We start from the raw sequence: 14,210 nt of genomic DNA on the forward strand, positions 1-14,210 counted from the left end.
ATGACAGAGCGCCAGAAGGACCGTCCGTGGCTCATGCGGACGTACGCCGGCCACTCCACGGCCGAGGCGTCCAACGAGCTGTACCGCCGCAACCTCGCCAAGGGCCAGACGGGTCTGTCGGTCGCCTTCGACCTGCCGACCCAGACCGGATACGACCCCGACCACATCCTCGCCCGCGGCGAGGTCGGCCGGGTCGGGGTCCCGGTCTCCCATCTGGGCGACATGCGGCGGCTGTTCCAGGACATACCCCTGGAGCAGATGAACACCTCGATGACGATCAACGCCACGGCCATGTGGCTGCTGGCGCTCTATCAGGTGGCCGCCGAGGAGCAGGGCGCGGACATCTCGCTGCTCCAGGGCACCACCCAGAACGACATCGTCAAGGAGTACCTCTCGCGCGGGACGCACGTCTTCCCGCCGGGGCCGTCCCTGCGGCTGACGACGGACATGATCGCGTACACGGTCAACCACATCCCCAAGTGGAACCCGATCAACATCTGCTCGTACCACCTCCAGGAGGCCGGGGCCACCCCGGTCCAGGAGATCTCGTACGCGATGTCCACGGCGATCGCGGTCCTCGACTCGGTGCGCGACTCGGGCCAGGTGCCCGAGGAGCGCTTCGGCGAGGTCGTCGCCCGGATCTCCTTCTTCGTGAACGCGGGCGTCCGCTTCATCGAGGAGATGTGCAAGATGCGCGCCTTCAGCCGCATCTGGGACAAGGTCACCCACGAGCGCTACGGCATCGAGAACGCGAAGCAGCGTCGCTTCCGTTACGGCGTCCAGGTCAACTCCCTGGGGTTGACCGAGGCCCAGCCGGAGAACAACGTCCAGCGCATCGTGCTGGAGATGCTCGCGGTCACCCTTTCCAAGGACGCCCGCGCCCGCGCCGTGCAGCTGCCCGCCTGGAACGAGGCGCTGGGTCTGCCCCGGCCCTGGGACCAGCAGTGGTCGCTGCGCATCCAGCAGGTCCTCGCACTCGAGAGCGACCTGCTGGAGTACGAGGACATCTTCGCCGGATCCCACGTCATCGAGGCCAAAGTCGACTCCCTGGTCGCCGACTGCCTGGCCGAGATCGACCGGATCCAGGAGATGGGCGGCGCCATGGCGGCCGTCGAGTCCGGCTACCTCAAGGGCGAGCTGGTCTCCTCGCACGCCGAACGGCGGGCACGGATCGAGGCCGGCGAGGACAAGATCGTCGGTGTCAACTGCTTCGAGCAGACCGAGGAGAACCCACTCACGGCCGACCTGGACGGCGCCATCATGACGGTCGACCCGGCAACGGAGGCGCTGACCGTCGAGCGCATCGGCCGCTGGCGCGACGAGCGCCAGGAGTCCTCGGACCGCCAGGGGAACGGCGACCCGTTCGTCTTCCCCACCACCCAGCAGGCGCTGGAGCGCCTCAAGGAGGCCGCGGCGGGCACCGAGAACCTCATGGAAGCCACCCTGGAGTGCGCCCGCGCCGGTGTCACCACCGGCGAGTGGTCCACCGCCCTGCGCGAGGTGTTCGGCGAGTTCCGCGCCCCGACCGGCGTCTCCTCGGCCCCGGTCGCGGTCACCGCCGAGCCCGGTACGCCGATGCACGAGGTCCGCGAGAAGGTGTCCCGCACCGCCGACGAGCTCGGCTCGGGCCGGCTGCGCCTGCTGGTCGGCAAGCCCGGCCTGGACGGACACTCCAACGGCGCCGAGCAGATCGCCGTCCGGGCCCGCGACGCCGGCTTCGAGGTGGTCTACCAGGGCATCAGGCTGACGCCGGAGGAGATCTCCTCCGCGGCGCTGGCCGAGGACGTGCACTGCGTGGGACTGTCCATCCTGTCCGGTTCGCACAGCGCTCTGGTCCCCGACGTCCTGGAGCGGCTGCGACTGGCGGGGGCGGGTGACATCCCCGTCATCGTCGGAGGCATCATTCCGAACGCCGATGCCGTGACGCTCAAGGCCGCGGGTGTCGCCGCGGTCTTCACACCGAAGGACTTCGGCATCACGGAGATCATCGGCCGTATCGTCGACGAGATCCGCAAGGCCAACAAGCTCGCCCCCCTCGACATGAACAACGAATTCGTTGCAAGCACGGAGGTCCACGCATGACCACGCCCGTCCACCCGGTGAACCGCCTTCGCCCGCGTCGCTCCTGCCTCGCGGTACCCGGCTCGAACCCGCGGTTCCTGGAGAAGGCCCAGGGCCTGCCGGCCGACCAGGTCTTCCTGGACCTGGAGGACGCCTGCGCGCCGCTCGCCAAGGAAGGCGCCCGCCACACGATCGTGGACGCGCTGAACAACGGCGACTGGACCGGCAAGACCCGCGTCGTGCGCGTCAACGACTGGACCACGCACTGGACCTACCGTGACGTCGTCACGGTGGTCGAGGGCGCCGGCCAGAACCTCGACTGCATCATGCTGCCGAAGGTCCAGGACGCCCAGCAGGTCGTGGCGCTGGACCTGCTGCTGACCCAGATCGAGAAGACCATGGGCTTCGAGGTCGGCAAGATCGGCATCGAGGCGCAGATCGAGAACGCGAAGGGTCTGGTGAACGTCGACGAGATCGCCGCCGCCTCGCCGCGTCTGGAGACCATCATCTTCGGCCCGGCCGACTTCATGGCCTCGATCAACATGAAGTCCCTGGTCGTGGGCATGCAGCCGCCCGGCTACCCGGCGGACGCCTACCACTACATCCTGATGCGGATCCTGATGGCGGCCCGCATGCACAACCTCCAGGCGATCGACGGTCCCTTCCTCCAGATCCGCGACGTGGACGCCTACCGCGAGGTGGCCGGCCGGGCCGCCGCGCTGGGCTTCGACGGCAAGTGGGTGCTGCACCCCGGCCAGGTCGACGCGGCCAACGAGGTCTTCTCCCCCTCGCAGGAGGACTACGACCACGCCGAGCTGATCCTCGACGCGTACGACTGGTGCACCTCGGAGGCCGGCGGCAAGAAGGGCTCCGCGATGCTCGGCGACGAGATGATCGACGAGGCCAGCCGCAAGATGGCCCTGGTCATCGCCGGCAAGGGCCGGGCCGCCGGCATGGAGCGCACCACCAAGTTCGAGATCCCGGAGGCCTGATCCCGATGCAGTTCGGACGCACGTACGAAGAGTTCGAGGTCGGGGCGGTCTACAAGCACTGGCCCGGAAAGACGGTCACCGAGTACGACGACCATCTCTTCTGTCTGCTGACCATGAATCACCACCCGCTCCACATGGACAGCAATTACGCGGAGAACACGACCGACTTCGGCAAGAACGTGGTCGTGGGCAACTACATCTACTCGCTGCTGCTCGGCATGTCCGTGCCGGACGTCTCCGGGAAGGCCATCGCCAACCTGGAGATCGAGTCCCTGCGGCACGTGGCGCCGACCTTCCACGGCGACACGATCTACGGCGAGACCACGGTCCTCGACAAGACCCCGTCGAAGTCGAAGAACGACCGCGGCATCGTCTACGTCGAGACCAAGGGCTACAAGCAGGACGGCACCCTCGTCTGCGTCTTCCGGCGCAAGGTGATGGTCCCGACCGAGACGTACATCAAGGAGCGCGGCGGCGAGCAGCCCGGCCGCCCCACGCTGAAGGAACAGGGGAAGTAGCCATGGCCCGACTCGCCCAGACCGCCGGGCTGACCGACGTCCAGCGGGAGATCCTCAAGACCGTCCGGGAGTTCGTCGACAAGGAGATCATCCCGGTCGCGACCGAGCTCGAACACCGCGACGAGTACCCGCAGCAGATCGTCGACGGCCTCAAGGAACTCGGCCTCTTCGGCCTGATGATCCCGGAGGAGTACGGCGGCCTGGGTGAGTCGCTCCTCACCTACGCCCTGTGCGTCGAGGAGATCGCCCGCGGCTGGATGTCCGTCTCGGGCATCATCAACACCCACTTCATCGTGGCGTACATGCTCAAGCAGCACGGCACGCAGGAGCAGAAGGACCACTTCCTCCCGCGCATGGCCCTGGGCGAGGTGCGCGGCGCGTTCTCGATGTCCGAGCCGGCGCTTGGCTCCGACGTGTCGGCCATCTCCTCCAAGGCGGTGAAGGACGGCGACGAGTACGTCCTGAACGGCCAGAAGATGTGGCTGACGAACGGCGGCAGCTCCACCCTGGTGGCCGTTCTCGTCCGAAGTGACGAAGGACACCCCGAGGGCACGGCGCCCCACAAGTCGATGACGACCTTCCTCGTCGAGAAGGAGCCCGGCTTCGGTGAGGTCCGCCCCGGCCTGACCATCCCCGGCAAGATCGACAAGATGGGCTACAAGGGCGTCGACACGACCGAGCTCATCATGGACGGACTGCGCATTCCGGCCAATCGGGTACTCGGCGGGCAGACGGGCCGAGGGTTTTACCAAATGATGGACGGGGTCGAGGTCGGCCGCGTCAACGTGGCGGCGCGTGGCTGTGGTGTCGCTCAGCGTGCTTTCGAACTGGGTGTCTCTTATGCCCAGCAACGTCACACTTTCGGCAAGGCGATCGCCGAGCACCAGGCGATTCAGTTCAAGCTGGCCGAGATGGCTACCAAGGTCGAAGCCGCCCATGCGATGATGGTGAATGCAGCACGCAAAAAGGACTCCGGGGAACGAAACGACCTCGAAGCAGGGATGGCGAAGTACCTCGCCTCCGAGTACTGCAAGGAGGTCGTCGAGGACGCCTTCCGTATCCACGGTGGATACGGGTTCTCGAAGGAGTACGAGATCGAGCGTCTCTACCGGGAGGCCCCGATGCTGCTGATCGGTGAAGGTACCGCCGAGATCCAGAAAATGATCATCGGGCGACGCCTGCTCGAGGAGTACCGGCTTCAGGGCTGAAAGTCCCTTTTGCAGCGAATCATCCATGGGTTCGTTGCGAAAGGATCACTGGCAGTGACTGGCTGACGGTCATCGACTCGGCTTCTGGCTTGCCCAGTTGTTGCGCGCAACCGATAGCATTCCAGTAAAGCCGCCGTCCCGTCCCCCCGTTTGCGGCGCGGCAATCACCCGCTACGAAGGTCATCCATGCCCCACAGCCAAACCTCTGCACCTCGCGACAGCCTCCTTGGCGTACGCCTCGCGCGCGGAGCATCGCCGTGGCTTCTGCCGACCGTCGCCACCGCGGCGCTCAGCCTCACCCGGGCCCGCAAGTCCGGACGCTGGGCCGCGGCGGCCGTGCCCGCCACCGCGCTCGCCGCGGGCATGCTGTGGTTCTTCCGCGACCCCGAGCGTGAGATCGCTCAGGGCCGTGTCATCTCGCCCGCCGACGGTGTGGTGCAGAGCATCATGCCGTGGAAGGACGGACGCACCCGGGTCGCGATCTTCATGAGCCCGCTGAACGTCCACGTCAACCGTGCGCCCCTGGCGGGCACGGTGACGTCCGTGGAGCACATCCCCGGCGGATTCGTCCCGGCGTTCAACAAGGAGAGCGAGAACAACGAGCGCGTTGTCTGGCACTTCGACACCGAACTCGGTGACATCGAGATGGTGCAGATCGCCGGCGCCGTCGCCCGTCGCATCGTCCCGTACCTGCCGGCCGGAACCAAGGTGGAGCAGGGCGAACGCATCGGTCTGATCCGCTTCGGCTCCCGCGTCGACATCTACCTCCCCGAGGGCGTCGAGGTCGCGGTCGAGGTCGGTCAGGCCACCACCGCGGGGGTGACACGAATTGACCGTGACTGACCCTGAGACTCCGGCCGCAGGCTGGGTTCCCGAACCTGCCGAGGAGGAGTCCGCCGAGGACGACATGCCGCTCTCGCTGCGGCTGTCGATAGCGGACACCCTCACGCTCGGTAACGCGACGTGCGGATTCATGGCGGTGTACTTCACCACCACCGGAATCCTCATCCCGCACCTCACCGGCAGTGGCGAATCGGGCATGGCCCGTAACAGCGCCGCGACGGCAGTGATACTGATGCTGCTCGCCGCGGTCTTCGACCTCTTCGACGGCATCGTGGCCCGCAAGCTGCGCAGCTCGCCGATGGGTGCCGAGCTGGACAACCTGTCCGACCTGATCAGCTTCGGCCTCGCGCCGGCCTACTTCGTGCTCGTCTACGGCATGGTCGCCGTCGACGCGCACCAGAAGATGTCGGCGCTGGCCGCGATCGTGGTGCTGCTCGCCGTGGTGCTCAGACTCGCGAGATTCAGCTGCGTGACGATGAAGGACGGCATGTTCCAGGGCATGCCGAGCCCCTTCGGCGCGCTCACGGTCGTCTCGATCGTGCTGCTGGAGCTGCCGTTCGTCCCGACGCTGCTGGCGATCATCGGGGTGGCCTGGCTGATGGTGAGCCGGGTCGAGTACCCCAAGCCGCGGGGCGTTCTCGCGGTGGCGATGCTGTGCTGGATCATCAGCGCGATGGGGCTGCTGGCGGCCTGGGCGTTCGACGCCCCGGGCGGTCAGCTGCTGCTGCAGACCGGCTGCGCCCTGCAGATCGCGATGGCGGCGACCATTCCGCTCTTCGCGACGACCCGGAAGGCCAACACCTTCCGGCACAACCGCCGCGAGGCCCGCGCGGGATCGCTGCGCTAGCCGCACGTGTGAGAAGGCCCCGGATGCCATCGGCATCCGGGGCCTTCTGCCGTTCCCTGGCGGGGCGGTTCCGCGGGGGCGGTGGTGGGAGGGGCCGGGGTCGGCGGCGGGGTGGGGAGTGTCCGGGGTAGGCATGATTTATGGCCCCTGAGCGGGATCCCACAGGACTCGGCGGTCCGGGCCACAAATCACGTTTTACACCCCGGACACTCCCCCCCCCGCCGCCGACCCCTCCCGCACCACCCCCAGAGCCCCCGACCGCCCTACCGCATGCCGGGGGGGGCCGGTCTCCCCGCCCCCCCCCCCCCCCCCCCCCCCAGAGCCCTCGACCGCGGTACCGCATGCCGGGGGGAGAGCTCCCCTCACCACCCCAAGGCCAAGGGCTCCTGACGGCCGACGGCCGGACCGTATGCGGGGCGGGGGGGGGAGGTGTGGGGGCCGGGCCGCGGGGCGGGGTTGGGGCCGGTGGTGGGGTGGGGGTCGTCCGGGGTGTAAAACGTGATTTGTTGGCCCTCACCTCGGGGGCACCTACCGACTCCCCGAGGGGCCATAAATCATGCCTACCCCGGACGACCCCCGCCCCACCACCGGACCCGGCCCCGCCCCACCACCACCGGACCCCCGGCCCGGTACACCGCTAGCCTTGATGTCGGAAAACCGCCAGCCGGCGGTTCCGCGACATCGGATCCTAGAGCCATGCACACCGACACCGAGCGCTGCGTAAGGGCCGTGCAGTCGAAGGACGCCCGCTTCGACGGCTGGTTCTTCACCGCCGTCCTGACCACCCGGATCTACTGCCGCCCCAGCTGCCCCGCCGTGCCGCCGAAGGTCGAGAACATGACCTTCCTGCCCAGCGCCGCCGCCTGCCAGCAGGCCGGCTTCCGGGCCTGCAAGCGGTGCCGGCCCGACACGAGTCCCGGCTCGCCGGAGTGGAACGCCCGCGCCGACGCCGTCGCCCGTGCGATGCGGCTGATCCAGGACGGCGTCGTGGACCGGGAGGGCGTGCCGGGCCTTGCCACCCGGCTGGGCTACTCGGCCCGCCAGGTCGAGCGGCAGCTGAACGCCGAGCTCGGGGCCGGTCCGCTGGCCCTGGCCCGGGCCCAGCGCGCCCAGACCGCACGGCTGCTCATCGAGACCTCCGAGCTCCCGATGGGCGACGTGGCCTTCGCCGCCGGGTTCTCCTCCATCCGGACCTTCAACGACACGGTCCGCGAGGTCTTCGCCCTGTCCCCCAGCGAGCTGCGGGAGCGGGCCGTCAAGGCCGGCCGCGGCCGGAACGCCCCGCCCCGGATCCCGGGGACGATCAGTCTGCGGCTGCCGTTCCGGGCGCCGCTGAACCCCGACAACCTCTTCGGGCACCTCGCCGCGACCGCCGTCCCCGGGGTCGAGGAGTGGCGCGACGGCGCCTACCGTCGTACTCTCCGCCTGCCCTACGGCACCGGGGTCGTCGCCCTGACCCCGCAGCCCGACCACATCGGCTGCCGGCTCGCGCTGACCGACCTGCGCGACCTCACCATCGCCATCAGCCGCTGCCGCTGGATGCTCGACCTGGACGCCGACCCCGAGGCGGTCGACGAGCAGTTGCGCTCCGACCCGCTGCTGGCCCCGCTCGTGGACAAGGCCCCCGGGCGCCGGGTGCCCCGTACGGTCGACGCGCCGGAGTTCGCCGTACGGGCGGTGCTGGGCCAGCAGGTCTCCACCGCGGCGGCGCGTACGCACGCGGCCCGGCTGGTCACCGCGTACGGGGAGCCGGTCGAGGACCCGCTGGGCGGGCTGACCCACCTCTTCCCCTCCTCGCAGGCGCTCGCCGGGCTGGACCCGGAGGCGCTGGCCCTGCCGCGCAGTCGGCGCGCCACGCTGACCACCTTGGTCTCGGCGCTCGCCGACGGGTCGCTGGCGCTCGGCCTCGACAGCGACTGGGAGGCGGCGCGGGCGCAGCTCTCGGCACTGCCCGGATTCGGTCCGTGGACCACGGAGGTGATCGCGATGCGGGCGCTCGGGGACCCGGACGCGTTCCTGCCGTCGGATCTGGGGATCCGACGGGCGGCACAGGGCCTCGGGCTGCCGTCCACCCCCTCGGCGCTCACCGCCCGCGCGGCCGGCTGGCGGCCCTGGCGTGCGTACGCCGTCCAGTACCTGTGGGCCACGGACGCCCACCCCATCAACCACCTGCCCGTCTGAGGAGCACCAGCGATGCGATCCACCATGAACAGCACCAAGACGCACACCGTCGTCGACAGCCCCTACGGCCCGCTGACCCTGGTCGCCACGGACGGGGTGCTCAGCGGCCTTTACATGACCGAGCAGCGGCACCGGCCTGCCGAGGAGTCTTTCGGGGAGCGGGTGGCCGCCGTCGAGGAGCCCTTCCCCGAGGTGGCGCGCCAGTTGACCGCGTACTTCGCCGGGGAGCTCACCGAGTTCGACCTCCCGCTGCGCCTGGAGGGCACCGATTTCCAGCGCAGCGTCTGGGCTCAGCTCGTGCGGATCCCGTACGGCGAGACCTGGTCGTACGGGGAGCTCGCGACGAGGTTGGGCAAGCCCAACGCCTCGCGCGCGGTGGGCCTGGCGAACGGGAAGAATCCGGTCGGCATCATCGTGCCCTGTCACCGGGTGATCGGCGCTTCGGGCGGGATGACCGGCTATGGCGGCGGGCTCGACCGCAAGGTGCGGCTGCTGGCCTTCGAGTCCGGGAAACAGGTCTGAGTTCTGTTCCGGAAGCGGTCCCGGCTCCTGTCCCCTTGTCGAAATGCGGTCCTTTTGCAGCGGTTGTATGAATGGAATACCGCTACATGATCGGAGTCGGGCATGGACGACTATCCGCTTCTCAACATCTTCTGGACGATGCTGTACCTGTTCCTGTGGATCATGTGGTTCTTCCTGCTCTTCAAGATCATCACGGACATCTTCCGCGACCACAGCCTGGGCGGCTGGGGGAAGGCGGGATGGCTGATCTTCGTGATCATCCTTCCTTTCCTGGGCGTCTTCGTCTATCTCATCGCCCGGGGCAAGAGCATGGGTGAGCGGGACGTCAAGCAGGTTCAGGAGAACGAGGCCGCGTTCCGGTCCTACGTCCAGAAGACGGCGGGTACCGGCGGCAGCGCGGACGAGCTGCACAAGCTCTCCGCCCTCAAGGACAAGGGCGACATCACCCAGGAGGAGTTCGACCGCGCCAAGGCCAAGCTCCTGGCGTGACCATGTCCGCGTCCGTTCAGACGACGAGGAGCGGGACGAGGAGCGCGAAGGCCGCTCCGGCCTCCACCGCGTAGTTGTACAGCGAGGGGTGCTGGACCGGGGCGGCGAGCAGGACCACGCTCTGCTGGGCGGCGGCGGCCGCCACCCAGTCGGCATCGGCGCCGAGGTTGCCCTGGTACCAGCCCTCGCAGGAGCCGGGTCCGGTGACGGCGAGGAGGTCGTCCTCGCGGCGGTAGAAGGCCTGCCAGCCGGCGGCCGGGACGGACCAGCCCTCGAAATCGGTGAACTGCGCCCAGCCGCCCTCGCGTATCGCGGTGTCGAACAGCCAGACCGGGGTCCCCTCCGGAGTGACTTCACCACCGGCCTGCTGGTCGGTGGTGAAGTGCACCATGGGGAGGGCGTCGGGCCCGTCGGCGGTGCTGGGCCAGGCGTACATCGTGATCATCTGCTGATTCTGTCCTGGTCGAGGTAAGTCCGGTGTTACGGCGCGCCCCGGTTACGGGGCCACCTGGCGCCGGCCGTTCTCCAGTTCCGCGGCGCCCTCGCCCGACTGCGCGATCCGGTACGCCTCTTGGATGCGGCGCCCGAGCGGTTCGGGCAGATATGCGGGGAGTTCGGCGGGTTCGACGAGCCGCCAGGAGATCAGTTCTTCCTCCTGCAGCGTGATGGAGGCGAGCTGGGCGTCGTCGAGCACCCCGCCGTCGTAGACGTAGGCGACCAGTGGCGGGCGGCCGGGGCCCGGTACCCAGTCGACGGCCAGCAGGCGACCGAGCGGGAGGTCGATGCCGATCTCCTCGGCGCTCTCCCGCCGGGCCGCGGTGCGCGGGGATTCGTCCTGGTCCGACTCGACGGTGCCGCCCGGCAGGGCCCAGCCCTCGCGGTAGTTGGGCTCGACGAGGAGAACCCGGCCCTCGGCGTCCCGGTAGAGGGCGGCCGCGCCCGCCAGCACCCGGGGCAGGCTCGCGATGTACGTGGCGTAGTCATCTGCGGTGGTCACGCCGTCACCCTAATTCCTTCGCGGCGAGCGCCGCGGGGCGCCCCCGCCACGTCGAGGCCGGGACCGTCAAAAAAGATGATCGCTTTACGCGAGGACGCCGTCTTCCGGCCGACGGCCGAGATGCTGGGCCGGCTCCACGACCGGCACCACGTCCGCTCCTGACGGGCCCGCAGAACACCCCCTGAGGCCTCGGGGGCCCCGAGGCGTCACGCCTGCGGAGCCCCCGGGCCTTCGGCGTCCCCGGGCTCCCGTCCCCCGGTCCCGGCCACGCCCTGCCGCCGCGGGCGGCGGGCCACGCCCTGTTCGCTGATCGCGTCGCCGACCATGGCCCGCACCGCGTCCCGCATCCCGTGCAGGGGGTGGTGGCGGGCGGGTCCGGCGCCCGGGTCGGCACGGAGTTCCTTCACCAGGGCCCAGCAGAGCAGCATCATGACGACGACGAAGGGCAGCGCGACCAGGATGGTGGCGGTCTGCAGGGACTTCAGGCCGCCCGCGAGGAGCAGCACGGCGGCGACGGCGGCCATCAGCACGCCCCAGGTGACGACGAGCCAGGTGGGCGGGTTGAGGGAGCCGCGGCTGGTGAGCGAGCCCATCACCAGGGAGGCCGAGTCGGCGCTGGTGACGAAGTAGGTCATGACCAGGACCATGGCGACCCACGAGGTGACGGTGGAGAGCGGCAGGGCGTCCAGCATCGCGAAGAGCGAGGCCTCGGTGCCGTCCTTGAGCGTGAGGGCGAAGTCGACGGCGCCGGTGGAGTCGAGGCGGATCGCGGTGCCGCCCATGACGCAGAACCAGATCACGGTGGCTCCGCTGGGGACGAGCAGCACGCCGATGAGGAACTCACGGATGGTGCGGCCGCGCGAGATGCGGGCGATGAAGGTGCCGACGAAGGGCGCCCAGGACAGCCACCAGGCCCAGTAGAAGATCGTCCACGCGCCGAGCCACTTGGAGTCGGTGAAGGCGCCGGTGCGGCTGGCCATGGGCACCAGCTCGCTCAGGTATCCGCCGACACTGGAGGGGATCACGTCGAGGATGTAGACGGTGGGGCCGAGGACGAAGACGAAGAGCATCAGGATCGCGGCGAGCACGAGGTTGATCGTGCTGAGCCACTTCACGCCCTTGTGCAGGCCGGAGAAGGCGGACAGGACGAAGGCCGCGGACAGGGAGGCGATGATGATCAGCTCGACGGAGGTCGAGTCCTCGATGCCGGTGGTGAGGCTCAGTCCCTTGGAGACCTGGAGGGCGCCGAGGCCGAGGCTGGTGGCGGTGCCGAAGACGGTGGCGAACACGGCCAGCAGGTCGATGGCCTTGCCGGGCCGACCGTTCGCGCGTTCCTCGCCCATCAGAGGGACGAAGGCGGAGCTCAGGCGGTTGCCTCGGCCTTTGCGGAAGGTCGCGTAGGCCAGGGCGAGGCCGGCGATGCCGTAGATCGCCCAGGGGGTGAGGGTCCAGTGGAAGAAGGAGTACTCCATGGCCGCGAGCGCGGCGGCGCCGGTGCGAGGGGCGGCGCCGGAGGCCGGGGGCGGCGCCAGGTAGTGGGTGAGCGGCTCCCCCACCCCGTAGAACATCAGGCCGATGCCCATGCCGGCGCTGAACATCATCGCGATCCACGCGAGGTTGGTGAACTCGGGCTCGGAGTCGTCGGCGCCGAGACGGATCCGGCCGAACCGGCTGATCGCGAGGACGACGCACATGACGAGGAAGACGTCGGCGGCGATCACGAACAGCCAGGCGAAGTTGCCGAGCACCCAGGAGAGTGCGGTGGTCGACGCCGTGTCGAAGGAGTCCTTGCCCAGGGCGGCCCATGCGACGACGGCCAGCACGGCGATCACACCGACGGTGACGACCCCGTGGTCGGGCGCACCGTCCACGGGGCCCTCCGATCCCCCTCCCGGGGCGTCCGGACGTGGCTGATCCAGTGATTCCGCGCTCATGCGGCCACACTATGCAGGCATATATCCCTATTTAGGGGCATGGCGCGCCGGGTGTGGCCCAGGCCACTCATGGGCATAGGAGGATCCTCCGGATAAGCTCATGGCGGCGCGACTGCACTGTTCGATAGCAAGGGAATAGCAAGGTGACGGACGGAGCAGTAAACGAGGCCGCGCGCGTGCTCATCGCCGCGGACAAATTCAAGGGCTCGCTCACGGCCGTTCAGGTCGCGGAGCGGGTGACGGCCGGCCTTCGCAGGGCCGTACCGGACGTGGAGATCGAGACCCTCCCCGTCGCGGACGGCGGCGACGGAACGGTGGCGGCAGCCGTCGCGGCCGGCTTCGAACGGCGGGAGGTACGGGTCACCGGACCCCTCGGTGACCAGGTCACGGCCACCTTCGCGCTGCGCGAGGGCACCGCGGTGGTCGAGATGGCGGAGGCCTCCGGGCTGCAGCTGCTACCGGCGGGCACCTTCGCCGCGCTGACGGCCACCACGTACGGCTCGGGCGAGCTGCTCAAGGCCGCGCTGGACGCGGGCGCGCGCACGATCGTCTTCGGTGTGGGCGGCAGTGCCACCACCGACGGCGGCGCCGGCATGCTGGCCGCGCTGGGTGCGGTGTTCCTGGATGCGAACGGCGAACCGGTCGGTCCGGGCGGTGGCGCGCTGGCCGAGCTGGCCTCGGCCGATCTGTCCGGTGTCGACCCGCGGTTCGCGGAGGTGGAGTTCGTCCTCGCGAGCGACGTGGACAACCCGCTGACCGGCCCGAAGGGCTGCGCGGCGGTGTACGGACCGCAGAAGGGTGCCTCGCCCGAGGACGTGGCGACGCTCGACGCGGCGCTGGCGCACTTCGCGGTGGTGCTGGAGAAGTCGATCGGCGCGAAGGCGGCCGAGTGCGCGGTGCTCCCGGGTGCCGGTGGCGCGGGCGGTATCGGCTACGGGGCCCTGCTGCTCGGCGCGACGTTCCGTCCGGGCATCGAGCTGATGCTGGAGGTGCTGGGCTTCGCCCCGGCGCTGGAGCGGGCCACGCTGGTCATCACCGGTGAGGGCTCCCTGGACGAGCAGACCCTGCACGGCAAGGCTCCGGCGGGCGTCGCTGCCGCGGCGCGGGCGGCCGGCAAGCCCGTGGTGGCCGTGTGCGGGCGGCTGCTGCTGTCCCAGGAGGCCCTTGAGGGGGCCGGCATCCGCAAGGCGTACCCGCTCACCGACCTGGAGCCCGACCCGGCCAGGTCCATCCCGAACGCGGGTCCCCTGCTGGAGCAGGTCGCCGCGAACATCGCCGCCGACGTCCTCTGACGCGGCCGCCACTGTCGAGGCCCCGACCCGTCCGACCGGGCCGGGGCCCTCGGTCCCCCCGGCTCCGCCCCCCGCCGGCCGCCTCGCCGGGCCCTGTCCAGCCTCGCCGGCCACTTGCAACCTCGCGGGGCCACTTCCGACACTGCCGGGCCACTTCCAGCCTCGCCGGCGTTTGAGGCGCGGGGTCTGGGGCGGAGCCCCAGGAAACCCGGCTCCGCCGGGCACCGGGCTCCGCCCGGACCCGCGCCTCAAACGCCGGCGAGGCTGGATTTGCCGGGCCCGAGGCTGAGAGTGGAGCCGGCGAGGCTGGGGTGGCCAGGCCGAGG

Annotated in this window: 13 protein-coding genes; 10 read left to right on the forward strand and 3 right to left on the reverse strand. The window is 69.8% G+C overall.

What is annotated here, in order from left to right; translation table 11 throughout:
• The 9 genes from BCL76_RS01845 to BCL76_RS01885 all read left to right on the forward strand — a co-directional run bounded on the left by BCL76_RS01845 (position 1) and on the right by BCL76_RS01885 (position 9,661).
• Positions 1 to 2,082 carry a protein meaA gene (locus BCL76_RS01845; RefSeq protein ID WP_109777470.1) on the forward strand — a complete coding sequence of 694 codons (2,082 nt, stop codon included), beginning with the start codon at positions 1 to 3 and terminating at the stop codon, positions 2,080 to 2,082.
• Positions 2,079 to 3,053 (forward strand): HpcH/HpaI aldolase/citrate lyase family protein, encoded by a 975-nt coding sequence (locus tag BCL76_RS01850; protein ID WP_030010164.1) that lies wholly within the window; start codon positions 2,079 to 2,081, stop codon positions 3,051 to 3,053. The genes BCL76_RS01845 and BCL76_RS01850 overlap by 4 nt, the downstream gene beginning before the upstream one ends.
• A 5-nt stretch (positions 3,054 to 3,058) precedes the next feature.
• Positions 3,059 to 3,571, forward strand: coding sequence for a MaoC family dehydratase (locus tag BCL76_RS01855; protein ID WP_030010163.1), 513 nt, complete (start codon positions 3,059 to 3,061; stop codon positions 3,569 to 3,571).
• A 2-nt stretch (positions 3,572 to 3,573) separates the two neighbouring features.
• Positions 3,574 to 4,779, forward strand: coding sequence for an acyl-CoA dehydrogenase family protein (locus BCL76_RS01860; RefSeq protein WP_030027413.1), 1,206 nt, complete (start codon positions 3,574 to 3,576; stop codon positions 4,777 to 4,779).
• A gap of 186 nt (positions 4,780 to 4,965) precedes the next feature.
• Positions 4,966 to 5,622, forward strand: coding sequence for a phosphatidylserine decarboxylase (locus BCL76_RS01865; RefSeq protein ID WP_030010161.1), 657 nt, complete (start codon positions 4,966 to 4,968; stop codon positions 5,620 to 5,622).
• Positions 5,609 to 6,469: a CDP-diacylglycerol--serine O-phosphatidyltransferase gene (gene pssA / locus BCL76_RS01870; protein ID WP_181382399.1), complete on the forward strand. Its 861-nt coding sequence runs from the start codon at positions 5,609 to 5,611 to the stop codon at positions 6,467 to 6,469. Before BCL76_RS01865 ends, pssA begins: the two co-directional genes overlap by 14 nt.
• A gap of 696 nt (positions 6,470 to 7,165) precedes the next feature.
• Entirely contained in the window at positions 7,166 to 8,650 is a 1,485-nt protein-coding gene (locus tag BCL76_RS01875) for an AlkA N-terminal domain-containing protein (protein ID WP_109777471.1), read from the forward strand.
• A gap of 12 nt (positions 8,651 to 8,662) precedes the next feature.
• The gene (locus BCL76_RS01880; protein WP_109777472.1) at positions 8,663 to 9,172 is read left to right on the forward strand and encodes a methylated-DNA--[protein]-cysteine S-methyltransferase; all 510 of its coding nucleotides are present in this window, start codon (positions 8,663 to 8,665) and stop codon (positions 9,170 to 9,172) included.
• Positions 9,173 to 9,274: 102 nt separating this feature from the next.
• Positions 9,275 to 9,661: an SHOCT domain-containing protein gene (locus BCL76_RS01885; RefSeq protein WP_030769974.1), complete on the forward strand. Its 387-nt coding sequence runs from the start codon at positions 9,275 to 9,277 to the stop codon at positions 9,659 to 9,661.
• A 16-nt stretch (positions 9,662 to 9,677) separates the two neighbouring features.
• Here the strand turns inward: BCL76_RS01885 and BCL76_RS01890 are convergent, their stop codons facing one another.
• From BCL76_RS01890 to BCL76_RS01900, 3 genes are all read right to left on the reverse strand, one after another.
• Positions 9,678 to 10,106 (reverse strand): hypothetical protein, encoded by a 429-nt coding sequence (locus BCL76_RS01890; protein WP_109777473.1) that lies wholly within the window; start codon positions 10,104 to 10,106, stop codon positions 9,678 to 9,680.
• Positions 10,107 to 10,157: 51 nt separating this feature from the next.
• Positions 10,158 to 10,658, reverse strand: a complete 501-nt coding sequence (locus tag BCL76_RS01895) for an NUDIX domain-containing protein (protein WP_109777474.1) — start codon at positions 10,656 to 10,658, stop codon at positions 10,158 to 10,160.
• A gap of 206 nt (positions 10,659 to 10,864) precedes the next feature.
• Complete coding sequence (locus tag BCL76_RS01900; protein ID WP_109777475.1) at positions 10,865 to 12,592, reverse strand: BCCT family transporter; 1,728 nt, start codon at positions 12,590 to 12,592, stop codon at positions 10,865 to 10,867.
• Between the two features lie 143 nt (positions 12,593 to 12,735).
• Between BCL76_RS01900 and BCL76_RS01905 the strand changes: the two genes are divergently transcribed.
• A complete protein-coding gene (locus BCL76_RS01905; RefSeq protein WP_033218219.1) occupies positions 12,736 to 13,884 on the forward strand; it encodes a glycerate kinase in 1,149 nt (382 codons plus the stop codon).
• Positions 13,885 to 14,210 lie beyond the last annotated feature (326 nt).

This window comes from Streptomyces sp. CG 926 (assembly GCF_003148825.1).
Lineage (GTDB): Bacteria > Actinomycetota > Actinomycetes > Streptomycetales > Streptomycetaceae > Streptomyces.

Bases quoted from the DNA above. Each gene is read 5' to 3' on its own strand.
- BCL76_RS01845 (WP_109777470.1), top strand. From the start codon at position 1: ATGACAGAGCGCCAGAAGGACCGTCCGTGGCTCATGCGGACGTACGCC.
- BCL76_RS01850 (WP_030010164.1), top strand. From the start codon at position 2,079: ATGACCACGCCCGTCCACCCGGTGAACCGCCTTCGCCCGCGTCGCTCC.
- BCL76_RS01855 (WP_030010163.1), top strand. From the start codon at position 3,059: ATGCAGTTCGGACGCACGTACGAAGAGTTCGAGGTCGGGGCGGTCTAC.
- BCL76_RS01860 (WP_030027413.1), top strand. From the start codon at position 3,574: ATGGCCCGACTCGCCCAGACCGCCGGGCTGACCGACGTCCAGCGGGAG.
- BCL76_RS01865 (WP_030010161.1), top strand. From the start codon at position 4,966: ATGCCCCACAGCCAAACCTCTGCACCTCGCGACAGCCTCCTTGGCGTA.
- BCL76_RS01875 (WP_109777471.1), top strand. From the start codon at position 7,166: ATGCACACCGACACCGAGCGCTGCGTAAGGGCCGTGCAGTCGAAGGAC.
- BCL76_RS01880 (WP_109777472.1), top strand. From the start codon at position 8,663: ATGCGATCCACCATGAACAGCACCAAGACGCACACCGTCGTCGACAGC.
- BCL76_RS01885 (WP_030769974.1), top strand. From the start codon at position 9,275: ATGGACGACTATCCGCTTCTCAACATCTTCTGGACGATGCTGTACCTG.
- BCL76_RS01890 (WP_109777473.1), bottom strand. From the start codon at position 10,106: ATGATCACGATGTACGCCTGGCCCAGCACCGCCGACGGGCCCGACGCC.
- BCL76_RS01900 (WP_109777475.1), bottom strand. From the start codon at position 12,592: ATGAGCGCGGAATCACTGGATCAGCCACGTCCGGACGCCCCGGGAGGG.